The 23,294-nt window shown below is 68.8% G+C and carries 22 protein-coding genes; 15 read left to right on the top strand and 7 right to left on the bottom strand.

From position 1 onward, the window contains the following. Positions 1-171 precede the first annotated feature (171 nt). From EIZ45_RS36870 to EIZ45_RS36880, 3 genes are all read left to right on the top strand, one after another. Positions 172-1,398 (top strand): cytochrome P450, encoded by a 1,227-nt coding sequence (locus tag EIZ45_RS36870; protein WP_037809990.1) that lies wholly within the window; start codon positions 172-174, stop codon positions 1,396-1,398. Between the two features lie 66 nt (positions 1,399-1,464). Beyond that, on the top strand, positions 1,465-2,250 hold the full coding sequence (locus EIZ45_RS36875; protein WP_037809991.1) for a transglutaminase family protein: 786 nt from the start codon (positions 1,465-1,467) through the stop codon (positions 2,248-2,250). 43 nt (positions 2,251-2,293) lie between these two features. Continuing rightward, on the top strand, positions 2,294-3,322 hold the full coding sequence (locus EIZ45_RS36880; RefSeq protein ID WP_134668190.1) for a YhjD/YihY/BrkB family envelope integrity protein: 1,029 nt from the start codon (positions 2,294-2,296) through the stop codon (positions 3,320-3,322). Here EIZ45_RS36880 and EIZ45_RS36885 read toward each other — a convergent pair. Genes EIZ45_RS36885 through EIZ45_RS36895 form a run of 3 tightly spaced genes read right to left on the bottom strand, consistent with a single transcriptional unit; the run spans position 3,319 to position 6,518 of the window. Continuing rightward, on the bottom strand, positions 3,319-4,479 hold the full coding sequence (locus tag EIZ45_RS36885) for a thiolase domain-containing protein (protein WP_134668189.1): 1,161 nt from the start codon (positions 4,477-4,479) through the stop codon (positions 3,319-3,321). The genes EIZ45_RS36880 and EIZ45_RS36885 overlap by 4 nt on opposite strands. Then, complete coding sequence (locus tag EIZ45_RS36890) at positions 4,476-5,528, bottom strand: thiolase domain-containing protein (protein WP_134668188.1); 1,053 nt, start codon at positions 5,526-5,528, stop codon at positions 4,476-4,478. Before EIZ45_RS36890 ends, EIZ45_RS36885 begins: the two co-directional genes overlap by 4 nt. Positions 5,529-5,534: 6 nt before the next feature. Beyond that, on the bottom strand, positions 5,535-6,518 hold the full coding sequence (locus EIZ45_RS36895) for a Zn-ribbon domain-containing OB-fold protein (RefSeq protein ID WP_134668187.1): 984 nt from the start codon (positions 6,516-6,518) through the stop codon (positions 5,535-5,537). An 81-nt stretch (positions 6,519-6,599) separates the two neighbouring features. On the opposite strand from EIZ45_RS36895, the gene EIZ45_RS36900 reads away from it, so the two are divergent. Beyond that, a complete protein-coding gene (locus EIZ45_RS36900; RefSeq protein ID WP_134668186.1) occupies positions 6,600-8,129 on the top strand; it encodes an acyl-CoA synthetase in 1,530 nt (509 codons plus the stop codon). A gap of 660 nt (positions 8,130-8,789) precedes the next feature. Here the strand turns inward: EIZ45_RS36900 and EIZ45_RS36905 are convergent. Then, a complete protein-coding gene (locus EIZ45_RS36905; RefSeq protein WP_134668185.1) occupies positions 8,790-9,578 on the bottom strand; it encodes a crotonase/enoyl-CoA hydratase family protein in 789 nt (262 codons plus the stop codon). Positions 9,579-9,643: 65 nt separating this feature from the next. On the opposite strand from EIZ45_RS36905, the gene EIZ45_RS36910 reads away from it, so the two are divergent. Both EIZ45_RS36910 and EIZ45_RS36915 read left to right on the top strand, forming a co-directional pair. Continuing rightward, a complete protein-coding gene (locus EIZ45_RS36910; protein WP_199817435.1) occupies positions 9,644-11,239 on the top strand; it encodes an acyl-CoA synthetase in 1,596 nt (531 codons plus the stop codon). An 8-nt stretch (positions 11,240-11,247) separates the two neighbouring features. Continuing rightward, the gene (locus EIZ45_RS36915) at positions 11,248-12,354 is read left to right on the top strand and encodes a nitronate monooxygenase family protein (protein ID WP_134668184.1); all 1,107 of its coding nucleotides are present in this window, start codon (positions 11,248-11,250) and stop codon (positions 12,352-12,354) included. A gap of 3 nt (positions 12,355-12,357) precedes the next feature. On the opposite strand, the gene EIZ45_RS36920 is transcribed toward EIZ45_RS36915, so the two are convergent. Next, positions 12,358-13,251, bottom strand: a complete 894-nt coding sequence (locus tag EIZ45_RS36920) for an alpha/beta hydrolase (RefSeq protein WP_134668183.1) — start codon at positions 13,249-13,251, stop codon at positions 12,358-12,360. A 61-nt stretch (positions 13,252-13,312) separates the two neighbouring features. Here EIZ45_RS36920 and EIZ45_RS36925 point away from each other — a divergent pair, with 61 nt between their 5' ends. Next, entirely contained in the window at positions 13,313-13,774 is a 462-nt protein-coding gene (locus tag EIZ45_RS36925; protein ID WP_134668182.1) for a MarR family winged helix-turn-helix transcriptional regulator, read from the top strand. Between the two features lie 233 nt (positions 13,775-14,007). Here the strand turns inward: EIZ45_RS36925 and EIZ45_RS36930 are convergent, their stop codons facing one another. Beyond that, positions 14,008-14,817: a trypsin-like serine protease gene (locus EIZ45_RS36930; RefSeq protein ID WP_240690887.1), complete on the bottom strand. Its 810-nt coding sequence runs from the start codon at positions 14,815-14,817 to the stop codon at positions 14,008-14,010. A gap of 293 nt (positions 14,818-15,110) precedes the next feature. Next, positions 15,111-16,328 (bottom strand): APC family permease, encoded by a 1,218-nt coding sequence (locus tag EIZ45_RS36935; RefSeq protein ID WP_134668181.1) that lies wholly within the window; start codon positions 16,326-16,328, stop codon positions 15,111-15,113. Positions 16,329-16,403: 75 nt separating this feature from the next. Between EIZ45_RS36935 and EIZ45_RS36940 the strand changes: the two genes are divergently transcribed. From EIZ45_RS36940 to EIZ45_RS36975, 8 genes are all read left to right on the top strand, one after another. Further along, the gene (locus EIZ45_RS36940) at positions 16,404-17,180 is read left to right on the top strand and encodes a GntR family transcriptional regulator (RefSeq protein WP_134668180.1); all 777 of its coding nucleotides are present in this window, start codon (positions 16,404-16,406) and stop codon (positions 17,178-17,180) included. 55 nt (positions 17,181-17,235) lie between these two features. After that, positions 17,236-17,616 carry a DoxX family protein gene (locus EIZ45_RS36945; protein ID WP_134668179.1) on the top strand — a complete coding sequence of 127 codons (381 nt, stop codon included), beginning with the start codon at positions 17,236-17,238 and terminating at the stop codon, positions 17,614-17,616. Positions 17,617-17,721: 105 nt separating this feature from the next. Beyond that, positions 17,722-18,840 (top strand): TIGR03364 family FAD-dependent oxidoreductase, encoded by a 1,119-nt coding sequence (locus EIZ45_RS36950; RefSeq protein WP_134668178.1) that lies wholly within the window; start codon positions 17,722-17,724, stop codon positions 18,838-18,840. Then, complete coding sequence (locus EIZ45_RS36955; protein ID WP_134668231.1) at positions 18,834-19,520, top strand: phosphonatase-like hydrolase; 687 nt, start codon at positions 18,834-18,836, stop codon at positions 19,518-19,520. The genes EIZ45_RS36950 and EIZ45_RS36955 overlap by 7 nt, the downstream gene beginning before the upstream one ends. Continuing rightward, complete coding sequence (locus EIZ45_RS36960; protein WP_134668177.1) at positions 19,517-20,551, top strand: 2-aminoethylphosphonate ABC transporter substrate-binding protein; 1,035 nt, start codon at positions 19,517-19,519, stop codon at positions 20,549-20,551. Before EIZ45_RS36955 ends, EIZ45_RS36960 begins: the two co-directional genes overlap by 4 nt. Then, positions 20,548-21,615 (top strand): ABC transporter ATP-binding protein, encoded by a 1,068-nt coding sequence (locus tag EIZ45_RS36965; protein ID WP_134668176.1) that lies wholly within the window; start codon positions 20,548-20,550, stop codon positions 21,613-21,615. The genes EIZ45_RS36960 and EIZ45_RS36965 overlap by 4 nt, the downstream gene beginning before the upstream one ends. Beyond that, a complete protein-coding gene (locus EIZ45_RS36970) occupies positions 21,612-22,475 on the top strand; it encodes a 2-aminoethylphosphonate ABC transporter permease subunit (RefSeq protein ID WP_134668175.1) in 864 nt (287 codons plus the stop codon). Before EIZ45_RS36965 ends, EIZ45_RS36970 begins: the two co-directional genes overlap by 4 nt. Continuing rightward, complete coding sequence (locus EIZ45_RS36975) at positions 22,453-23,250, top strand: ABC transporter permease (RefSeq protein WP_134668174.1); 798 nt, start codon at positions 22,453-22,455, stop codon at positions 23,248-23,250. Before EIZ45_RS36970 ends, EIZ45_RS36975 begins: the two co-directional genes overlap by 23 nt. Positions 23,251-23,294 lie beyond the last annotated feature (44 nt).

The following is a 23,294-nucleotide window of genomic DNA, read 5'->3' on the forward strand; positions in this document are numbered from 1 at the left end:
TCGATCACGAACCGATGAGCGAGCGCTCACCTGCGCCAACAGCTTCTGGAACGGTAAAGTAAACAGGTTTCACTCAAGCGGGTTCCGTTGGTTAACACCGTATGCTCTACTGGGGTCATAGAACGCGTTGCAGTTGGGTATCACCGCCGATCCCGCGCAGGAGGCCAAGCCGTGGCAGCCCCGCTTTTGCCCGCCGGTTTCGACTTCACCGATCCGGACCTCTACGCCAGCCGGCTGCCCCTGGAGGAGTTCGCCGAACTCCGCCGCACGGCGCCCGTCTGGTGGAACCCGCAGCCGCACAACACCGCCGGATTCGGCGACGACGGCTACTGGGTCGTCACGCGACACGCCGACGTCAAGGCGGTCTCGCGCGACAGCGAGCTCTACTCGTCGAGGGAAAAGACCGCGATCATCCGGTTCGACGACCAGATGACCGCCGAGGGCCTCGACGCGAACCGGCTCGTCCTGCTGAACATGGACGCGCCGCAGCACACCAAGCTCCGCCGCATCGTGTCGAAGGGGTTCACCCCGCGCTCGATCGCGAAGCTCGAGGACACCCTGCGCGACCGCGCCGAGCGGATCGTGCACGAGGCCAAGAAGAAGGGCTCCGGCGACTTCGTCACCGACGTCGCGTGCGAGCTGCCGCTGCAGGCGATCGCCGAGCTGATCGGCGTGCCGCAGGAGGACCGGCTCAAGATCTTCGACTGGTCCAACCAGATGATCGCCTACGACGACCCGGAATACGACCTCGAGCCGATCGCCGCGTCGGCGGAACTCGTCGGCTACGCCTGGAACATGGCCGAGGACCGCCGCCGCTGCCCGATGGACGACATCGTCACGAAGCTCGTCCAGGCCGACGTCGACGGCGAATCGCTCGGCTCCGACGAGTTCGGCTTCTTCGTGATCCTGCTGGCCGTCGCCGGCAACGAGACCACCCGCAACGCGATCACGCACGGCATGAAGGCGTTCCTGGACCACCCGGACCAGTGGGACGTCTTCAAGGAGCAGCGCCCGAAGACCGCGCCGGACGAGATCGTCCGCTGGGCGACGCCGGTCGTCGCGTTCCAGCGCACCGCGACCCGCGACACCGAACTGGGCGGCGCGCAGATCCGCAAGGGCGACCGCGTCGGGATGTTCTACAGCTCGGCCAACTTCGACCCCGAGGTCTTCGACGAGCCCGGCAAATTCGACATCCTGCGCGAGGACAACCAGCACGTCGGCTTCGGCGGCACCGGTTCGCATTACTGCATCGGCGCGAACCTGGCGCGGCTGGAGATCGACCTGATCTTCAACGCGATCGCCGAGGTCATGCCGAACATCGCCGAGGTCTCCGCTCCCGAGCGGCTGCGTTCCAGCTGGCTCAACGGGATCAAGCACTACCAGGTCCGCTACGCCTGAGCAGGCGAAACGCCCGGGGACGCGACCTGACCGGCAAGGAGCGCGGCGCACCGGCATGATGGCCCCGTGCGCACGACGGTAGACGCGGAATTCGGCGTCCGGGTGACGAAACCCGGTCTCGCCGCGATCTCGGTCGCCGCCGTGCGCGCGGACGCCGGCGAACTCACCGTTTCCGACGCCGGTTCCGCGCGCACCGCCGAGTTCGAACACGGCACGCGCGCGGAGGTGTACGACCTCGCCGAGGGCGAGCATCGCGTCGCCTATCACGGCGAACGCGTGCTGCACCGCGGCAACGCCGAACCCGTCACGCTCGCCGACATCGCGCGGTACACCCGGCCCAGCCGGTACTGCCCGTCCGACCGGATGGGCGGACTGCTGCCGCCGGGCATCGGAGAACTGGACGGCGCGCGGGCACGAGTGCAGGCGATCGTCGACCACGTACACCGCAGGCTCGTGTACGCCGTCGGTTCCGGCGGCCCCACCCACGACGCCATCGACACGCTCCTCGCCGGCGAAGGCGTCTGTCGCGACTTCGCGCACGTATGCGTCGCGCTGTGCCGACTCGTCGACGTACCCGCGCGCTACACCTCGGTCTACGCGCCGGGTTTGCAGCCGATGGACTTCCACGCAGTCTTCGAAGCAGGCATCGACGGCCGCTGGTACGTCTTCGACGCCACCCGGTTGGCCCCGCGCCAGACCATGCTCCGCATCGCGACCGGACGCGACGCCGCCGACACCCCGTTCCTCGCGACGCTGGGCTGCGAACTCGACTTCCTCGGCGCGACCGTCTTCGCCACGACCGACGAGCCGCTGCCGCGTGACGACGGGCACGCCCCGGTCGTACTGGCCTGAATGCGTGTCTTTTGCGACAAACAGCGCGTCCGCTGGGTAAACAGTGACGGTGAAGCGTTCCCGCAGGACCCCCGGGCCGAGCAAGTGGGCCCGCGCGCGTGCCCGGTACCGATGGCTGGACCACATCGCGCGCGCCACCAACCGGTACATCGACTACGGCGGCTACCACTACGTCGCGTCGATCACCTACTTCAGCCTGCTCTCGCTGGTGCCGATCCTCATGCTGTCCTCGTCGGCGGCCGGGTTCGTGCTCGCGACGCAGCCGCATCTGCTGGACGCGCTGGTGCGCGGCATTTCCGGATCGCTGCCCGGCCCGATCGGCACCCAGGTGTCGTCGATCCTGACCGGGTTCGTGGAGCAGCGCACCGGCGTCGGGGTCGCCGGTCTCGTGGTCGGGCTGTACTCCGGCTGGAACTGGATGAACGCGCTGCGGGACGCGCTCACCGCGATGTACGGCCAGAACCGGTCCGACGGGCCGCTGCTGCGCACGATCCTCATGGACATCCTGGCGTTGCTCGGGCTCGCCGCGGCGCTGCTGGTGTCGTTCGGGATCTCGGTGTCCGGCACCGCGGTCGGCCGTTCCCTGCTCGGGCTGGTCGGCGTCGAGGACACGAGCTGGGGACACAACCTGCTGTCGTTCGTGTCGGTGCCGCTGGCGTTGCTCGCGGACTGGATGGTGTTCCTGTGGGTGCTCACCCGGTTGCCGCGCGAGCGGGTCGGATGGCGCAGCGCGATGCGCGGCGCGGTCGCCGCGGCGATCGGATTCGAGCTGCTCAAACTGGCCGGCGGGTTCTACCTGAACTTGATCAGCAAGTCGCCGTCCGGCGTGGCGTTCGGTTCGGTGATCGGTCTGCTGTTCTTCATCTCGCTGATCGCGCGGATGCTCGTCTACATCACCGCCTGGACCGCCACCGCCCGCGACGCTCCCCGCAAGCCGATCCAGCCCCCGGCGGCGACGCAGCTGCGCCCGATCATCGCGCCCAAGCAGGACAGCGCGAAGGCGGCCGTGCTGGGCGCGGTGGTCGGGGCGCTGGGGACGTTGTTCGCCTTGCGGGGGCGGCGGAGAGACTAGGGCTTTTCCGAGCCGACGACCCACATGCTGAAGTACTGCGAGCCGCCGCCGTAGGCGTGCCCCATCGCGATCCGGGCGTCGTCCACCTGGTAGTCGCCAGCGCGGCCCATCACCTGCTTGGCCGCCTCGGAGAACCGCAGCATCCCGGACGCGCCAATGGGATTCGACGACAGCACGCCGCCGGACGGGTTCACCGGCAGCCGTCCGCCGATCGCGGTGTCGCCGGCTTCGGTGATCTTCCAGCCCTCGCCCTCGGCGGCGAAGCCGAGGTTTTCCAGCCACATCGGCTCGAACCAGGAGAACGGCACGTAGATCTCCGCGACGTCCACTTCGGACAGTGGGTCCTTGATGCCCGCGTCGCGCCACAACGCGGCGGCCGCGTCGCGACCGGCTTGCGGGCTGACCTGGTCGCGTCCGGCGAACGTGGTGGGCTCGGTCCGCATCGCCGTCGAATGGATCCACGCCGCGCCGCCCGGCACCGCGTCGCCGGCGGCTTCGTCGCCGAGCACCATCGCACAGGCGCCGTCGGAGGACGGACACGTTTCGTCGTACCGGATCGGGTCCCACAGCATCTGTGACGCCTGCACCGACTCGACCGTGATGTCGGACTGCTGCAAGTGTGCGAACGGATTCAACGCACCATTGCGCCGATCCTTCGCCGCCACGATCGCCCCAATGTGCTCGGGCGCACCAGAACGACGAATATACGACCGCACGTGTGGCGCGAAATAGCCACCAGCGCCAGCGCCGACCGGCATCTGGAACGGCGGCAGGATCGACAGGCCCCACATCGCGTTCGATTCGGACTGCTTCTCGAACGCCACCGTCAGCACGCGCCGGTGCACGCCGGACTGGATCAGCGAAGTGGCGACCAGCGCGGTCGACCCGCCGACCGAACCCGCGGTGTGCACGCGAATCAACGGTTTCCCGTTCGCGCCCAACGAGTCCGCGAGGAACAGTTCGGGCATCATGACGCCCTCGAACAGGTCCGGTGCCTTGCCGATCACGACGGCCTCGATGTCGTCCCAGCCGACCTGGGCGTCCGCCATCGCGCGGTCGATCGCTTCGCGGAGCAGACCGGCCATCGACACGTCGGTGCGCTTCGCGCGGTGGTGCGTCTGCCCGGTCCCGAGCACCGCGGCGAGCTGTTTCGTCATCGTGCCTCCAGCACGGCGAGGAGGTTCTGCTGCAGGGCAGGTCCGCTGGTCGCGTGGGCGAGCGTCTTCGCCGCCTCGCCGTGGTGGATGCGCGCGGCGGCCTCGCCGATGCGCGCGAGCCCGGCGGAGAACATGGGATTCCCGGTGAGCGCGCCGCCGGACGGGTTGATCCGGACGCTGTCATCGAGACCGAGTTCGCGGCGCAGGATCAGTTCCTGGTGCGTGAACGGCGCGTGCAGTTCGGCCAGTTCGACCCCGTCGAGATCCAGCCGGGCCGCGGCTGCGGCGGTCGACGGGGAACGCGTGAGGTCGCGCGCGCCGAGAACGGGGGAGTCGATGCGGTGGTCCAGCCCGGAGATGATCGCGGGCCGCTCCACGAGGTCGCGGGCTCGTTCCTCCGAAGCCAGGATGATCACCGATGCGCCATCTGTCACCGGCGCGATGTCATGTGCGCGAAGGGGATCCGCGACGTAGGGGGTGTCGAGCAGCTCGGCGACGTCCACCGTTCCGGACAACTGCGCGGCCGGGTTGTTCGCCGCGTCCGCCCGTGAGCGGGCAGCGACTTCGGCCAAGTCCTTTTCGGACCACAGCCCGCTTTCGAGACCCAACCGGGCTTGCAACCCAGCGATCGCCAGCGAATCCGGCCACAGCGGAGTGACGAGGTACGGGTCCAGCTGCATCGCCATGACCCGGCGGAGCTGGCCGGCGCTGGCTTTGCCGAATCCGTACACCAGCGCGGTGTCGACCTCGCCGGTGCGGATCTTCAGCCAGGATTCGTACAGCGCCCAGGCGGCGTCCATTTCCACATGGGACTCGTTGATCGGCGGGAACGCGCCCAGTGCGTCGACCGCGGCGATGAACGAAAACGCGCGCCCGGCAAGGTAATCCGACGAGCCGGAGCACCAGAATCCGATGTCTTGTTTGGACAGTCCGGTCGCGGCGAAGGCCTCGGCGAGGATCGGCACGAGCATTTCCACGCCGTTGGTGGTGCCCTCGGTCTTGCGGACGTTGGGCGCCTGCGCGAAACCGGCTACGGCTACTTCAGGCATGGTTCCTCACAGGTGGTGGGCGAAGGTCTCGTACTCGGCGTCCGGTTCGCCGGTGGGTTCGAAGTGGCTGATGTTCTCCAGCGACGTCCACCATTCCTCGCGCGGCCGCCAGTTGGCGCGCACGCGCATGCCCATCCGGACCTCCTCGGCGGCGCAGCCGAGCACCAGGTGCAGGAAGGCGATGTCGGCCCCGTCCAGCAGGATGTAGGCCGCGACGTACGGCGGTTTGATGCGCTGGCCGAGGAACGGCACGTTGACGATGCAGAACGTCGTGACGATGCCGGTGTCGGGCAGTTCCACCTCGTCGGTGGTCGGCACGCCGTCGACCGGGCACGCGCCGCGCGGCGGGATGTAGACCTTGCCGCATTCGGGGCAGCGCTGGCCGAGCATCCGGCCTTCGGCGAGACCGCGCAGGTACCGGCTTTCCTCCGGCGACGCGGAATGCTGGTATTTCAGGTGCACCGGCGTGATGATCACGCTGACCGGTGCGCCTTCCTCGCGTTCCGCCACCGGCGGTGCGGCCTCAGTGGGCGTGGTGTCCGGCGCGTCCGCGGGCAGGAAATACGCGATGTCGCGGATGTGGCCGACGGTTTCGTCCGCCCACCGCACGCGCACCCGCTGTCCGATGTGGACATTGTCCGGAGAGCCGGCGTCGAGGGCATGGAGCAGGCTGGTGTCCGCGCCGTCGAGTTTCACCAGCACCCAGGCGAACGGACGCGACAGCGGCTGGCCGTCGAGCGGATCCGCGCACCAGGACCAGGAAACGACGGCGCCTTCGTCGGCGACCGGGACGAACTCCGTCAACGGGTCCGCGGTGGCCGGGTCGTACTCGACCGGCGGCACGTGCACGCGACCGTCGCTGCCGCGCACGCCTTCGATCCGGCGTTCGCGAAGCGCGTTGACGAACCGGCCGAGCACCGGGCCGGTCGAACGGGTGTAGTCGAAGCCGACGTTGAGCGGCGCCGACAGAGGGGCATCCGAAACCGTCACGGCTCCGAGTGAAACACGTTCTCGAATCCGAGGCAAGGAACCTGTTGTGTCTATGTGGAACGCGTTCTAGATTTGGGAGCTATGGACCTGGGACTGTGGACCATCGCCGCGGCCGAGCCCGCCCGGGTGGCGCTGGTGGATCCGGACGGGCGGGAAATTTCCTACGGCGATCTGACGGCGAAAGCCAACCGGTACGCCTCGGGGCTGCGCGAACTCGGCCTCGGCGTCGGCGACGCGGTTGTGCTGCTGCTGCCGAACGGCGACGACCTGGTCGCGGCGTACTTCGCGGCGATCCAGACCGGGCTGTACGTGGTGGTGGTGAACTGGCATCTCGTCGGACCGGAAGTCGCGTACATCCTCTCCGACAGCGGAGCCAAGGCGTTTCTGGCGCACGAGCGATTCGCCGACGTCGCGGTGGCTGCGGCTGACGAGGCTGAGCTGCCTGCTTCGGCGCGGTTCGCCGTCGGGTCGGTGCCGGGCTTCCGTCGGGTCGAGGAATTGGGTGCCGGGCTCGGGGACGGGCGGCCCGACAATCGGACCGCCGGGTCGCCGATGCTCTACACCTCAGGCACGACTGGACGGCCCAAGGGAGTCAAGCGGCCGTTGACCGGGGCGGATCCGGATCAAGTGCCCGCTGCTTCGACGTGGTTCTTCGGGGTGTTCGGGCTGCAGCCGTTCGACGAGCACGTGCATCTGTGCGGGTCGCCGCTGTATCACACGGCGGTGCTGAATTTTGTGGCTATTTCGCTGCAGCTGGGGCATACCGCGGTGCTGATGGATCGTTGGGACGCCGAGGAAATGCTGCGGCTGATCGAGCGGCATCGGGTCACGCACAGCCATATGGTGCCGACCCAGTTCCGGCGGTTGCTTGCGCTGCCGGACGACGTGCGCACGAAATACGATCTCAGTTCGCTGCGCGTGATGATTCACGGGGCCGCGCCTTGTCCGCTTGAGGTGAAGCGGCAGATGCTCGAGTGGTGGGGCCCGGTCGTGACCGAGTACTACGCGGCGACTGAGGGCGGCGGGACGGTGATTTCCGGCGAGGACTGGTTGCGGAAGCCCGGGTCGGTCGGGTTGCCGTGGCCGGGATCGACGATCCGGATTCTCGATGACGCCGGGGAAGAAGTGCCGGTCGGCGAGACCGGTGCGGTGTACATGAAGATGGGCGACTCGAAGTTCGAGTATCACCGGGACAAGGCCAAGACGGAGAAGGCCCGGGTCGGGGATTTGTTCACGCTGGGTGACGTCGGGCATCTCGACGAGGACGGGTATTTGTTCCTGCATGACCGCAAGGCCGACATGATCATTTCCGGCGGGGTGAATATTTATCCGGCGGAGATCGAGGGGGAGTTGGTGATGCATCCGAAGATCGCCGACGTCGCGGTGTTCGGGGTGCCGCATGAGGATTGGGGGGAGGAGATCAAGGCGGTGGTGCAGCCCGCGGAGGGGGTTGAGGGGTCGGACGAGTTGACGGCTGAGCTGCTGGCGTATGCGGAGACTCGGCTGGCTCGGTTCAAGTTGCCTCGGTCGGTGGACTATCTGCCGGAACTGCCTCGGGATCCGAATGGGAAGTTGTATAAGCGGAAGTTGCGGGAGTTGTACGTTTCTTGAGGTGAGCTGTTGCGGCTGGGCCCGGTGTCTCGCACGGGGAGCGTGCGGTGGGAGCCGCTGCCCCTCGGCGGGGCTCACCGCCCTTCGACTGGTCGCTGGGGGCTCGCCGTCCCTCGGCTTGGTCGTGGGTGTGGGCTCGCCGTCCCTCGGCTTGGTCGTGGGGTGGGGGCTCGCTGCCCCTCGGCTGGTCGCTGGGTGGGGCCCACCACCCCTCAGCCTGATTGTGACTACGGCGCGGGGGTGCTTGTCAAGGCGGGAAAGATGCCTTGACAAGCACCCCTGCGCCGTGTTTTTGGCTGTGTATCGGGGTTGCGGGAGTGTGGGTGCCTTGATTCGTTGGGTGCGTCGGCGGCGGTAGGTGCGCGGCTTGGGTGGTTGGTTGCGGTGGGGTGCGCGGGTGGCGGGTTTAGCGCCCCAATGTGGCATTGGGTGCATCCCGCGCATCCAATGTGGCGTTCGGTGCATCTGACGCACCCAATGCCACATTGGGGCGCATCGCGGGTGCCCGGCGTACGGGGGCGGGCGGTCTGTGAAGGGCTCCTTGAGGGAATCAGATTCCCTCAAGGAGCCCTTCACGGACTTCTGCGGGAGGTGCGGGAGGCGAGTGAGGGGAACCCTGGGGGAATCTGGGTCAATGAGGGGTCCCCTCACGTACCTTCGTCAGCGGCCTTGGAAGTCGGGCTTGCGTTTTTCCGTGAAGGCCCTCGGGCCTTCCTTCGCGTCGGCGGAGGCGAAGACTTCGATGCCGTACTTGGCGTCCAGTTTGAAGGCTTCTTCCTCGTGCATGCCTTCGGTGTCGCGGATGGTTTTGAGGATCGCGCGTATCGCGAGGGGGCCGTTGTCGTTGATCAGTTCAGCGAGTTCCAGTGCGCGAGCCAGCGCTTGACCGTCGGGGACGACGTGGCCTACCAGGCCGATGTCGCGTGCCTCCGCGGCGGTGATGTGCCTTCCGGTGAGGAGGAGGTCGGCGGCGACGGTGTACGGGATCTGCCTGGGCAGCCGCACGGCTGAGCCGCCCATCGGGAACAGGCCCCAGCGGGGTTCGGAGACGCCGAATTTCGCGCTCTCCGCGGCTACCCGGATGTCCGTGCCCTGCAGGATTTCCGTGCCGCCCGCGATGGCCGGGCCTTCTACGGCGGCGATGAGCGGTTTGGTGAGGCGGCGGCCCTTCAGCAGGCCCTCGATGCGGCTCGGGTCGAAGGAGCCGTTCGAGAAGGACTTGTCGGGGGCGTTGCGGGACATGGATTTCAGGTCAGCACCAGCGCAGAACGCGCCGCCGGCGCCGGTGAGGACGCAGCTGCGCACCTGGTCGTCCGAGTCTACCCGGTCCCAGGCCTCGACCATGATCGAAAGCATTTCGCCGGTGAGGGCGTTGCGGGCTTCCGGGCGGTTCATCGTCACCACGAGCGTGCGGCCTTCGAGGCTGACGAGTGCGTGGGGTTCGGCCACCGGGGCCTCCTTCTCAGCTGGCCGGGGTCATTGCCCAGAACGATAACATGTTCTACTTTGGGTGCGTGGCACTCAACATCGCGGATCTACTCGAGCACGCCGTCGACGCCGTGCCGGAACGCGTCGCGGTCGTGTGCGGCGGACGCCAGGTCACCTTCGCGCAGCTGGAGAAACGCGCGAACCGGCTGGCGCACCATCTGTCCGCGCACGGCGTGGGACCCGGCTCCCACATCGGTGTCTATTCCCGGAACTCCATCGAGGCGCTGGAAGCCATGTTCGCCGCGTACAAACTGCGCGCGATCGCGGTGAACGTGAACTACCGCTACGTCCACGGAGAACTCCGCTATCTGTTCACCAATGCCGACCTGGTGGCGCTGGTGCACGAGCGGCGCTACTCCGACCGGGTGGCGGCGGTGCTGCCGGAAACGCCAAAACTGAAACACGTTGTAGTCGTCGAGGACGGGTCGGACACGCCGTACGAGACGGGCGTCGAGTACGAGTCGGCGCTCGAGGGCGAGTCGGACGAACGCGACTTCGGCGAGCGCAGCGCCGACGATCTGTACATCCTCTACACCGGCGGCACCACCGGCTACCCCAAGGGCGTGCTGTGGCGGCACGAGGACATCTGGCGCGCGCTTGGCGGCGGCATCAACTTCGTCACCGGCGAGTACGTCCCGGACGAATGGACGCTCAGCGAACAAGGCAAATCCGGTTCGCTCGTGCGCCTGCCCGCCGCGCCGCTGATCCACGGGGCCGCGCAGTGGGCCGCGTTCGGTGCGCTGTTCACCGGCAGCCCGGTGGTGTTCGTCCCGCAGTTCGACGCGCACGACGTGTGGCGCGCGGTGCAGGAACACAAGGTGCAGGTGCTGACGATCGTCGGCGACGCGATGGCGCGGCCGCTTGTGGACGCGTACCGCTCCGGCGAATACGACGCGTCGTCGCTGGTCGCGGTGTCGAGTCACGCGGCGCTGTTCTCGCATTCGGTGAAGCAGGAATTCCTGGAGATGCTGCCGAACGTCGTGATCACCGACGCGATCGGTTCGTCGGAGAGCGGGTTCACCGGAATCGGCATGGTGGGCAAGGATTCCGACCATTCCGCCGGGCCGCGGGTGAACTTCGGCAAGGATGCCATCCTGCTCGACGACGACGGCAACCTCGTCGAACCGAAACCCGGCGCGATCGGGCTGATCGGCCGCCGCGGCCACGTTCCGCTCGGCTATTACGGCGACCCGGAGAAAAGCCGCACCATCTTCACCGAGATCGACGGCGTCCGCTACGTCGTGCCCGGCGACTACGCGCGCTACGAGGAAGACGGCACGGTCACGTTGCTGGGCCGGGGATCGCAGTGCGTGAACACCGGCGGCGAAAAGGTGTATCCCGAAGAAGTCGAGGGCGCGCTGAAATCGCATCCGGACGTTTTCGACGCACTGGTCATCGGCATCCCGGACGACCGGCTCGGCCAGCGCGTCGCCGCCGTCGTCCAGCCGCGGCCCGGCGTGCGGCCGGATCTGGCCGCGCTGGAAGCGCACGTGCGGACCGAGGTCGCCGGGTACAAGGTGCCGCGAACGGTGTGGCTGGCCGAGGAAATCGGCCGTTCGCCGAGCGGGAAGCCGGATTATCCGTGGGCCCAGCGGTACGCCGCCGAACACGAACCCGCCTAGGAGGGCGCATGCGCACATCGTTGTGCGACCGGTTCGGCATCGAGGTGCCGATCTTCGGATTCACCCCGTCGGAACACGTCGCGGCCGCGATCAGCCGCGCGGGCGGCATGGGCGTGCTGGGCTGCGTCCGGTTCAACGACGCCGCCGAACTCGACGCGGTGCTGTCCTGGATGGACGAGAACACCGACGGAAAGCCTTACGGCGTCGACATCGTGATGCCGGCGAAGATCCCGTCCGAAGGCACCCAGACCGACCTGAACGAGCTGATCCCGCCGGCACACCGGGAATTTGTCGATAAAGTGCTGAAGGACCTCGCGGTCCCGCCGCTGCCCGACGACACGGACGAACGCGCCGGGGTGCTGGGCTGGCTGCACTCGGTCGCCCGGTCCCATGTGGACGTCGCGCTGAACCACCGGATCAGCCTGATCGCCAACGCGCTGGGCTCGCCTCCGGTCGACGTGATCACCCGAGCCCACGACGCGGGCGTCCCGGTGGCGGCGCTGGCGGGCAAGGGCTCGCACGCGGCTCGGCACGTCGACAACGGCGTGGATCTCGTTGTCGCACAAGGACACGAGGCAGGCGGCCACACCGGCGAGATCGCGACCATGGTGCTGGTGCCGGAAATCGTGGACGCTGTCGGCGACCGCGCCCCGGTCCTGGCAGCCGGAGGAATCGGCTCCGGCCGCCAGGTCGCCGCCGCGCTGGCACTGGGCGCTTCGGGCGCGTGGATGGGCTCGTACTGGCTCGCGACGCAGGAGTACCTCCAGACCATGCCCGAATCGGAGGCGATGCAGGACGCACTGGTCGCGGCGACCTCCGCGGACACCGTCCGGACGCGGATCTACACCGGCAAGCCGGCCCGCCTGCTGAAGACCCGCTGGACGGAGGCCTGGGCGGCGCCGGGTGCGCCGGAACCGCTGCCGATGCCGTTGCAGAACCTGCTGGTTTCCCACGCGCACAACCGGATCCACGCCGCCGCGGACCCGTCGGTGGTGTCGATGCCGGTGGGCCAGATCGTCGGCAGGATGAACCGGGTCCGCCCGGTGGCCGACGTGATGGCGGATCTGGTGCAGGGGTTCGACGAGACGGTTTCCCGGCTGGACAAGCTTCGCTGAGCTTCAGGCGAGGCGCTGCTTGACGAAGAGGGCGGCCCGGTCGAGGGCTTGCCCTGCTTCGTCGAGGGTGTCGGTGAAGGTTTGGAAGACGTGCGGGACGTCGGCGGTGATGTCGAGGATCACGTCGACGTCCGCCTCGCGGGCGCGTTCTGCCAGCCGGACCGAGTCGTCCAGCAGGACCTCGTTCGTGCCGACCTGCAGCAGGATCGGCGGGAAGCCGGTCAGGTCGGCGTGGACGGCCGGGGCGAGGAGCGGCTGGGCCGGGTCCGCGCCTGCCAGGTACAGCTTGCCGGTCTTGGCCAAGCTTTCCCTGGTGAAGAAGGGGTCGGCGGCTTCCTTGTCCACCATGGACGCTCCGGAATGCGTGTGGTCGAGTCCCGCCGAGAACGCGACGATCCCGGCGGGCATCGGCAGCCCCGCGTCGCGCGCGGCGAGGGTGGTGGTGACGGAGAGGCCGCCGCCCGCGGAGTCGCCGGCGAAGACGATCGAGGACGGGTCGTTGTCTTCCAGGAGGCTGCGGTAGGCGGCGAGGCAGTCCTCGATCCCGGCCGGGAACGGGTGCTCGGGCGCGAGCCGGTAATCCAGCGAGAGCGCGCGGATTCCGGTGCGCAGGACCAGGTTCGCGGTCAGCCCCATCGCGGTGTGCGGCGAACCCAGCGCGAACGATCCGCCGTGGAAGTACAGGATCGTGCCCGGCCGCGGCGTGCCCGGAGGTTCGACGAGGACGGCCGGTCTCCCGGCGAGCGTGGTCGGAGTCTCGCGATGTTCGGCCGGCACGGGGTACTGGCTCATGAACGCGGCGAACCCGGCCCGCATCTGATCGATCGAAGTCGCTTCGGGCCGCTCCGGTGCGTTTCGCAGTTTTTCGTCCACCGCGCGGCGCTGTTCCCTGCTCATGGGGTCCCCTCAGGATTCCGTGGAAGTATATGCCGAGGCATCTAATGCTAGACTATATGCCATGGCAGGTACTTCGGCAAACGAGCAGTTCTTCGACCATCTCGTGCGCTGCGAGACCCGGATCTACAACGCGCTGACGGACGGTCTCAAGGCCGAGCACGGCATCGGCGCGTCGCAGTTCGAATTCCTGCAGTACCTGGGACGGCATCCGCAGTCGCGGGTCGCGGACCTCGCGGTGAACTTCGCCGTCGGGATCGGGGCGACCAGCAAGAGCGTCGACCGGCTCGAAGCACGCGGATGGGTGCGCCGGGTGCCGAACCCGGAGGACCGCCGGTCGTCGCTGCTCGAGCTGACTCCCGCCGGACGCGAGCTGGCCGAGGCGATGGAGAAGACGTTCCAGGACCAGCTCGAGCTGCTGATCGGCTCGGTGGTGGGGGAGGACCGGGTCGCGGAGGTCGTCGCCGTGCTCGCCGAGCTGCGGGGAGTGCTGGAGGAGCGGGGAGCGGGGCTTCCTGCGGGCTAGGTTTCGCGGGTTCTGGTGGCGGGGTTGGTTCCGACGCGGCGGCGCGGAACTCGGCGACTCCGGGCGGGTTGCCAGCGTGGCATCGCAGGCTTTGTCTCAGACGGAGGTTCGCGAGCTGTGCCTTCCAGCAGCAGTCCAGGCCTCTCCGCTTCTGCGGCGTGCCTGGCACAACGCCGCACAAACCAGGTGCGGAACCCCAGCGGAGTCCCGCACCTGGCTCGTCACTGCAGGGGTCAGATCTTCCCGGCCGCCGCGGCGATGCCGGAGGCGAACGTGCTCACCTCGGTGTACACGCCGGGTGCGTGGGCCCTGGCGCACCCGTCGCCCCAGCTGACGATGCCTACCTGGATCCATTCGCCCGCTCCGTCGCGGCGGAACATCGGGCCGCCGGAGTCGCCCTGGCAGGTGTCGACTCCGCCGGTGTCCAGCTTGCCCGCGCACAGTTCCGCGTCCGGCTTCAGGTCGGCGTAGTCGCCGCCCTGGGACTGGCACGTCGAGTCGTCCACGAACGGGACCTCGGCCTTCAGCAGGTAGCGCTGCTGCGCGCCGCCTTCCTGGGCCGCGCCCCAGCCGGCGATGGTGAAGGTGCCGGAGTTGTTGTCGGCGTTCTTCGCGATCGGCAGCGTCGGGATTCCGCTCACCGGGCTCGCCAGCTTGATCAGCGCCCAGTCGCCGCCGGTGGAGTCGTACGTCGGGGAGCGGTAGACGTAGGTCGAGCGCACCTTTTTCGCGCTCGAGCTCTGCAGATCGACCACGCCGAGCGTCGCGGTGATCGACGAGTCCGCTCCGGTGCGGTCGACGCAGTGCGCGGCGGTCAGCACGATCTGGTCGGTGTACAGCGCGCCGCCGCAGCCCATCGAAAGCCGGACCATCCACGGGAATTCCCCTTGGTCGGCGCGGGTCCCGCCGACGACCTGAGGCTCCGCACCCGGCGACGGCGGCGTCGACGCGACGGCGGGTGTCGCCAGTCCGGCGGCGGCTGCGAGTGCTGCCGCGCCTGCCAGTACTCGCGTGAGCATGCTGAAGTTTCGCTTGTCGGCCAAGGGGATTGTCCTTCCGGTGTCCACAGTGGAGCTTCCGCTCCCGGGGGCGGGGGAGGTGTCGTGCGTGATGAATCGACTACACCAGAGCCGCGGTAAGTGGACAACCAACTTTCTTCGGATCTTTCGGATTCTTCACCGGATCCGGCAGATTTCGCCGCCGCAGACGACGCGAAAAAGCAGCCTTGACCTGGGGATGCAGGAGAATCGGAGTAACCCGCCGGAGACGGAGCGAGGGGGACTTTCGCGCACCGCCTGCCGCGCACGGGCCGGAATCCGTGCGAGAAAGCCAAAACTCAGCGCGCAACCCCTCGGCGGCGCACCAAGTACGCCACGACGCCCAGCCCCAGCACCAAACACCCGCTGATCACCGAAGCGACCGGCAAACTGAACGCCAGCACCGCGCACCCCGCCAGCCCGCCGGCCGCGACCACCTTCGGCGCGGCTCCCTCGTCCCGGCGCAGGGTCAACGCGGAAGCGTTCGCCACGGCGTAATAAGCCAGCACCGCGAAGGACGAAAACCCAATCGCGCCACGCAAATCCGTCGTCGTCGCCAGTACCGCCACCACCACGCCCACCGCCAGTTCAGCCCGGTGCGGCACCGAAAACCGAGGATGCACCGCAGCCAAGAACCGCGGCAGATGCCCGTCCCGCGCCATGGCGAGCGTCGTCCGCGAAACGCCCAGCACCAGCGCCAGCAACGATCCCAACGCGGCCACCACGGCCCCGACTCGAACCACCAGCGACAGGGACGGCACGGCCGAAGCGAGCGGATCGGGACTCGCGCCGATCCCATCCGGCCCCAACGACACCAGCAGCACCACCGCCACCACGGCGTAAACCACGAGCGTCAGTCCCAAAGCGAGCGGAATGGCCCGCGGAATCGTGCGGGCGGGATCGCGGACTTCCTCGCCCAGCGTGGCCAGCCGGGCGTAACCGGCGAATGCGAAGAACAGCAATCCGGCGGCCTCGAGCACTCCGCCGCCGTGAAACGGAGTCCACGGCGAAACGTGCGGGCCGGAAAATCCGAAAACCGCGACCAAGGCAAGCACGAGAAGGGTGATGCAAACGATCACCCGGGTAGCCAAAGCGGACCGGTGCACGCCGAGATAGTTCACGCCGGTGACCAATCCGATCACGCCCACCGCGAGAATGCTCCGCCAAGGCTGCCCGAGCCCGGGCGCGGCGTAAGCGACGACGGTCAAGGTCATGGCCGCGCAGCTCGCCGTTTTCCCGACGACGAATCCCCAACCCGCTAAGTATCCCCAAAATTCACCCAGGCGAGCGCGTCCGTACACATACGTGCCACCGGATTCCGGGTACAGCGCGGCAAGCCGGGCGGAAGAAGTCGCGTTGCAGTAGGCGACCAGCGCGGCCACGGCGAGCGCGGGCAGCAATCCCGCACCCGCGGCGCGCGCGGCCGGGGCGAACGCGGCGAAAACGCCCGCGCCGATCATCGAACCGAGTCCGATGAATACGGCGTCGGCGAGGCCTAACCGGCGGGCCAAAGGCATTGCGGGGTCCTCCCGTGGGGTCAGTTCGCGAGACAGCGAACCACGCGCCGCGCGTCTGGCATAGGCTCGGGTCTCGTGCCCACGTCTTCGCCGCTGTCCCGCCTGTCCGCCGACGGACCGGTCCGCGACGGCATCCCGGATCACGGCCGCGTGCCGCGCTACTACGCGGTGAAGGTCGAGCTGCTGGCCGTCATCGCCGAACTGGGCGAGGGGAGCGCGCTGCCCACGGAACGCGAACTGTGCGAACGGTTCGAGGTGTCCCGCGCGACGGTCCGGCAGGCGGTCGGCGAGCTGGTCCTCGAAGGCAGGCTGTCGCGACGGCAGGGGAGCGGCACGTACGTCGCCGCGCCGAAGCTGGTCCAGCCGCTCGCGCTCGTCAGCTACACCGAAGGCCTGCGCCGCCAAGGAATCCGGCCCGGGCGCACGGTGATCACGCTCGAACGCCGCGCCGCGGGCACCGGACTGGCCGCCGACCTGCGGATCGAACCGGCCGCCGAGGTGATCCACCTGGAACGCGTCCTGCTCGCCGACGACGAACGCGTCGGCCTCGAATCGACCTTCCTCCGCGCCGACAGGTTCCCGACGCTGCAGGAGGATTTCGACCCGGAGCAGTCGCTGTACGCGTACCTGCGCGACGAACTGGGCGTCGTCTTCGACGGGGCCGAGGAACGCGTGGAGACCGTCCTCGCGACGCCCCGCGAGGCGCTGCTCATCGGCACGAATCCGGCGCTGCCGATGCTGCTGATGCACCGCGTGTCGTGGGGCCCGGACGGCGAGCCGTTCGAGCGGGTCCGGTCGCTTTACCGCGGGGACCGGCTGAGTTTCGTCACGCGACTGAGCCGCGTCGAGTAGCTGTCACAGTCCGCGCCGCCGGTTCGTTCCCCCTGCATCGAACGGAGGGACAACCATGGACATCGCATTGTGGACCGCGCAGGCAGCTCTCGCCTTGCTCTTCGCTTTGTCCGGCGTGCTGAAGTCGGCGATGTCGCGCGAGCGGCTGCTCGAAACGGGGCAAACCGGAGTGGCGGCCTATCCGATGCCGGTCGTGCGCTTCGCCGCGATCTGCGAACTCCTCGCGGCGGCCGGTCTGATCCTGCCCCGGCTGACCGGGATCGCCCCGGTGCTCACCGGGTGGGCGGCGGCCGGCCTGGCCGTGGTGATGATCGGGGCGATGGCGGGGCACGCGCGGCTGGCGGTCACGGAACACCGCCCGAAGGAGTACCGCAACGTCGCGGCGAATGTCGTGATCCTGGCGGTCTGCGTGTTCGTCGCAGTCGGCCGGCTCTGAAGATAACAGAACGGTAACTCATCTGGTCCAATATTCGAGGCTGCTTCACCTGACGTTCCCCGTGCCGACAGGCTCCGTTGAGCGCGGGCGGCGACTGTTGCGGCCGTGCGAATCCTCATCGTTGGCGGCGGCGTGCTCGGCACCCAGCACGCCTGGCAGGCCGTGGAACGCGGCCACGAAGTCCTCCAGCTCGAACGCGAGCCGGAGGCGCGCGGAGCGTCCGTCCGCAACTTCGGGCTGGTCTGGGTCGGCGGGCGGGCCGCCGGTCCGGAGCTGGAGACGGCGGTGCGCGCCCGGGAACTGTGGGAGCGGATCGGCGAACGCGTGCCCGCGCTGGGCTTCCGGCCCAACGGCTCGCTGACGGTCGTCCGGACCGACGCCGAGCTGGCTGTCGCGCAGGAGGTCGTCGCCGGGCCGGAGGCGGCGGAGCGCGGCTTCAAGCTGCTCGACGCGAAGGAAACCCGGGCGCTGAACCCGGCTTTACGCGGCAACTTCACCGGCGCGCTGTGGTGCGAGCGCGACGCGGCGGTCGAACCGCGGACCGCGCAGCCTGCGCTCCGTGAAGCGCTCAAAGCGAGCGGGCGTTACCAGTGGCTGCCGGGTCGCGAGGTGCGGAACCTGACGGAAAACGGCGTCGTGGACGATCACGGCGAGCGCCACGAAGGCGACGTCGTGGTGTTCTGCACCGGCGCGTGGCTCGGCGGGCTGGTCCGCGAGATCGCGGGAGAAATCCCGGTGCGGCGGGTCCGGTTGCAGATGGCGCAGACCCAACCGCTCGACGAGCCGTTGCCCACCAGCGTCGCGGACGGCGACAGCTTCCGGTACTACCCGGCCTACCGCGGCGCCGCGCTCGACGCGATGAACGAAGGCCAGCCGCAGGGCGAAATCGCCGCGCAGAACGCGATGCAGCTGCTCATGGTGCAGCGCCGCGACGGCTCGCTCACCATCGGCGACACGCACGAGTACGCGCAGCCGTTCTCCTTCGACGTCACCGAAGACCCGTACGAACACCTCGCCGAAGTAGCGGGCGCCCTGCTCGGCCGTCCGCTGCCGCGAATCCGCCGCCGTTGGGCAGGCGTCTACGCGCAGGCAACCGACTCGGCCGCGGTGGTGCACCGGGAACGGTTGTCCGGCAACGCTTTTCTCGTCACCGGTCCTGGCGGCCGGGGAATGACCTGCTCGCCCGCAATCGCCGAAGACACCGCAAAGGAGCTGGACTGGTGACCACCGAACTCGTCGTGCTCGACATGGCCGGAACCACCGTCGCGGACGACGGACTGGTCGAACGCGCCTTCACCGCGGCGATCGCCGCCGCCGGAGTGTCCGAAGAGGACGAGCGATACGCCGGAATGCTCGACTACGTCCGGGAAACCATGGGCCAGTCGAAGATCACCGTGTTCCGCGCGCTGCTCGGCGACGAAGACCTCGCCCAGCGCGCGAACGCCGAATTCGAGGGCTCGTACGGACGGCTGGTCGCGGCCGGGGAGTGCAAGCCGATCCCCGGTGCCGAGGAAACCATCCGCAGCCTGCGCGACCAGGGCGTCCGGGTCGCGTTGACCACCGGATTCGCGCCCACGACGCAGCGCGCGCTGCTGGACGCGCTCGGCTGGCACGACCTCGCCGACCTCGTGCTCGCTCCCGGCGACGGCGTGCGCGGCCGGCCGTATCCCGACCTGATCCTCGCCGTCGCGCTGAAACTGCAGGTCACCGACGTCCGCAACATCGCGGTGGTCGGCGACACCCCCACCGATGTCCGCACCGGTCTCGCCGCCGGCGCCGGAATCGCCGCCGGAGTGCTCACCGGTGCCAGCAACCGCGCCGATCTGGAAGCAGCAGGCGCGACCCACGTTCTCGACTCCGTCTCCGCCCTCCCCGCCGTACTCGAAGGAGCCACCCAGTCATGAGAATCCGGAAAGCGACCGTCGTCGCTCTCGTCGCGGCCCTGGCCGGCCTGCTGTCCGCGTGCGGCGGCACGGCGGGCGGCGCGTCCGGCGACCAGACCGTCACCGTGTACACTGCGGACGGGCTCGAGGACTGGTACAACGCCCGGTTCGCCGAGTTCAAGCAGCAGACCGGGATCACCGTCCAGGCCGTTACCGCCGGTTCCGCCGAGGTCGTTTCGCGCGTGGGCAAGGAAAAGGCCAACACCCAGGCCGACATCCTCGTGACGCTCCCGCCGTTCGTCCAGCAGGCGGCAAAGGAAGGTCTGCTCGCGGCGTCCGCGCCGAAGGGCGTCGACCAGGTTCCAGCCGCGCAGAAGGACCCGCAGGGCCGCTACTACGCGATGATGAACAACTACCTCAGCTTCATCTACAACCCGAAGCAGGCGAACCCCGCCCCGAAGACCTGGAACGACCTTCTCGACCCGAAGTACAAGGGCAAGCTCCAGTACTCGACGCCGGGCGAAGCGGGCGACGGCACCGCGGTGCTGCTGCAGGCCCAGCACGTGTTCGGCGAGCAGGGCGCGCTTGACTACCTCGGCCGCCTGCAGGCGAACAATGTCGGGCCGTCGTCGTCCACCGGCAAGCTGCAGCCGAAGGTCGCGAAGGGCGAGATCCTGGTAGCCAACGGAGACCTGCAGATGAACCTCGCCGAGATCGACAAGAGCGGCGGGTTCTCGGTGTTCTTCCCGGCTGACGCGCAGGGCAAGCGGTCCACCTTCGCTCTGCCGTACTTCGCCGGTCTGGTCAACAACGCGCCGCACGCGGACAACGCGCGCAAGCTGCTCGACTTCCTGTTTTCCCCGGAAACCCAGGCGAAGGCCAGCGACGCGTACGGCATCCCGGCCCGCTCCGACGTCAAGCCGCAGGGCCCGAAGGCGGAGAAGATCACCGCCGCGATGTCCGGAGTGGACATTTGGACCCCGGACTGGAACAACGTCCTCGGCCGCCTCGACGCCGATCTCGCCGCGTACCGGAAGGCCACCGGACAGTGACTCCGGCAGTAGAGTTCCGCGGCGTATCCGTCCACTTCGGAGCGACGCAAGCGCTTGCCCCGCTGGATCTCTCGGTAGCGCGCGGCGAAACCCTCGCGCTGCTGGGACCGTCCGGCTCCGGAAAGTCGACCGCGCTCAAGGCGCTCGCCGGGTTCCTCCGGCCGAGCGCCGGGCGGGTGCTGCTCGACGGCCAGGACGTCACCGATCTGCCGCCGCATCGGCGCGGTCTCGGCGTGGTGGTGCAGAGCTACGCGCTGTTCCCGCACCAGCGGGTCGCCGACAATGTCGCGTTTGGACTGAAGGCGCGGAAGATGCGCCGGGCGGACGTGGTGAAGCGCGTCGGCGACGTGCTGGAACTGGTGGGGATGAGCGAGTACGCGCGCCGGTATCCCCGCGAGCTGTCCGGCGGGCAGCAGCAGCGGGTCGCGCTGGCGCGGGCGCTCGCGATCCGGCCCAACGTGCTGTTGCTCGACGAGCCACTGTCCGCATTGGACGCCGCGCTGCGCGAGGACATGGTCGCGGAACTGCTGCGGCTGCGGGCCGAATTGCCGGACACGACGCTGATCTACGTCACTCATGACCAAAGCGAAGCGCTCGCGCTCGCCGACCGGATCGCGGTGCTGCGCGACTCCCGGCTGGTCGAACTCGGTCCGTGCGAACAGCTTTACCGCCGTCCGGCGACCGAGTTCACCGCGAGCTTCCTCGGCGCGGCGAACCTGATCCCGGTCGAACTGGTGCGCGCGGACGGGACCGTCGCGACGGTCCGGCTGGCCGGGCGCGAGCTGTCCGCCGAACCGTCCGGCACGCTTCAACCGGAGCGGCCGGTGGCGCTCGGCGTGCGACCGCACCGGATTTCGGTCGGCGAACTCGGACCGGGCACCTTCCCGGCGCTGGTGCGCGGCGTGCAGTGGCGCGGCTCCGGATACCGGCTCGACCTGCGGCTTACCGACGAGGTGTGCGACATTCGCGCCGAGGTGCCGGACAGTCCGGTGCTGCCCGCGGTCGGCGACCGGGTCGGAGTGTCCATTCCGGACGGTTGCCCGCTGGTGGGGGTGGGCGGATGACTGGCCTCGCCCTCGGCACCGCCGCGGTCGCCCCGGCTCGCCGCAGCACACGGCCCCGCCGGTACCGGATCGGCTGGCTGCTCCCGCCCGCGATCGTGGTCGCCGGGTTTTTCGGTTATCCGCTGGTGCTGGTGGTCCTGCAGTCGTTCACCGCACAGGACGGCAGTTTCGGGCTTTCGGTGTGGACGCAAGTGCTGTCGTCGCCGGAATTCGGCCGCGCGGTGTGGCAGACGGTGTTGCTGGCCTTGGGTTCCACCGTCGGTTGCGTGCTGCTCGGCGGATTTCTCGCGCTGGTTGTAGCGTTCGTCCCGTTTCCCGGGGCGACGCTGCTCGCCCGCCTCGTGGACACGGTGCTGGCGTTCCCGTCGTTCCTGATCGCGCTGGCCTTCACCTTCCTTTACGGCGGCGCGGGAGTCTTCGGCACCGCCGGGTTTCTGTACTCGCCGTGGGGCGTGCTGCTCGCCGAGATCACCTTCTACACGCCGTTCGTGATGCGGCCCGCTCTTGCTGCGTTCAGCCAAGTTCCGTCGGCCCAACTGGACGTGGCGGCGAGCCTCGGCGCGCGGCCGGGCCGGGTGCTGTGGCGCGTGGTGCTGCCGGAAGCGTTGCCGTCGCTCGCGTCCGGTGCGTGCCTGGTGCTGCTGTTGACGATGAACGAGTTCGGCATCGTGCTGTTCCTCGGCGCCAAGGGCGTCTCGACGTTGCCGATGCTGGTGTACGGCAAGGGAATCGTCACGTTCGACTTCCCGGCCGCATCCGTGGTCGCGGTGGTGAACGTGGTGCTGTCGCTGGTGCTCTACACGGTTTACCGGCGCGTCGTCAGGGGAGGGGGCCGTCGTGCTGCTGTGGACGCGGCGTAGCCGGTTGCTGGTGTGGCTGGTGTTCGGCGTGGTTTTCCTCGGGGTGGTGGCCGCGCCGCTGGTGATGATCGTGCTGGCGTCGTTCGCCGGGAGCTGGACGGGCGTGCTGCCCAGCGGGCTCACCGGAGCGCATTACGCGGACGCGCTGTCCGGTGAGACGTTCGCGAGCTTGTCGGTGAGCGTGCAGACCGGGGTGATCACGTCGCTGGTCTCGGTGGTGCTCGGCACCTGGGCCGCGCTGGCCGTCGACCACGCGCCGCCGCGCCTGCGCCGGATGGCGGATTCGCTGTTCCACCTCCCGATCGCGGTGCCGTCGGTGGTGCTGGGGCTCGCGTTGCTGGTGGCGTTCAGCCGTCCGCCGGTGGCGTTCAACGGCACGCGCTGGATCGTCCTCGCCGGACACTTGATGATCCTGCTGCCCTTCGCGTACAGCACGGTTTCGGCCGCGCTGCAACGCGTTGACCCGCTGCTCGCGCAGGCCGCGGCGAGTCTCGGCGCGCGTCCGTTGCGGGTGCTGGTGCGCGTGCGGTTGCCGGTGCTGCTGCCCGCGATGTCGGCTTCGGCCGGTTTGGCGCTGGCGATGTCGATGGGCGAATTGGGCGCGACGATGATGCTGTACCCGCCCGACTGGCGGACGCTCCCGGCGACCATCTTCTCCCTCACTGACCGGGGACAGGTGTTTCTCGCGTCCGCGAGCACGGTGCTGTTGCTGGTGGTGACACTGGCCGGGGTGGTGCTGCTGGGGCTGGTGCGGGGGAAGGCTTCGGCCCGGTGAAATAGTTTCCCGCCCGGATGCAACCTTCCGGGGCGCGATTCCGT

It is taken from the genome of Amycolatopsis sp. CFH S0740 (assembly GCF_004522315.1).
Classification (GTDB): domain Bacteria; phylum Actinomycetota; class Actinomycetes; order Mycobacteriales; family Pseudonocardiaceae; genus Amycolatopsis; species Amycolatopsis nivea.

Excerpts from the sequence above, each read along its gene's own strand:
- EIZ45_RS36890 (WP_134668188.1), bottom strand. The coding sequence starts at position 5,528 with ATGCCTGAAGTAGCCGTAGCCGGTTTCGCGCAGGCGCCCAACGTCCGC.
- EIZ45_RS36920 (WP_134668183.1), bottom strand. The coding sequence starts at position 13,251 with ATGAGCAGGGAACAGCGCCGCGCGGTGGACGAAAAACTGCGAAACGCA.
- EIZ45_RS36945 (WP_134668179.1), top strand. The coding sequence starts at position 17,236 with ATGGACATCGCATTGTGGACCGCGCAGGCAGCTCTCGCCTTGCTCTTC.
- EIZ45_RS36885 (WP_134668189.1), bottom strand. The coding sequence starts at position 4,479 with ATGACGAAACAGCTCGCCGCGGTGCTCGGGACCGGGCAGACGCACCAC.
- EIZ45_RS36935 (WP_134668181.1), bottom strand. The coding sequence starts at position 16,328 with ATGCCTTTGGCCCGCCGGTTAGGCCTCGCCGACGCCGTATTCATCGGA.
- EIZ45_RS36960 (WP_134668177.1), top strand. The coding sequence starts at position 19,517 with ATGAGAATCCGGAAAGCGACCGTCGTCGCTCTCGTCGCGGCCCTGGCC.
- EIZ45_RS36925 (WP_134668182.1), top strand. The coding sequence starts at position 13,313 with ATGGCAGGTACTTCGGCAAACGAGCAGTTCTTCGACCATCTCGTGCGC.
- EIZ45_RS36915 (WP_134668184.1), top strand. The coding sequence starts at position 11,248 with ATGCGCACATCGTTGTGCGACCGGTTCGGCATCGAGGTGCCGATCTTC.
- EIZ45_RS36900 (WP_134668186.1), top strand. The coding sequence starts at position 6,600 with ATGGACCTGGGACTGTGGACCATCGCCGCGGCCGAGCCCGCCCGGGTG.
- EIZ45_RS36970 (WP_134668175.1), top strand. The coding sequence starts at position 21,612 with ATGACTGGCCTCGCCCTCGGCACCGCCGCGGTCGCCCCGGCTCGCCGC.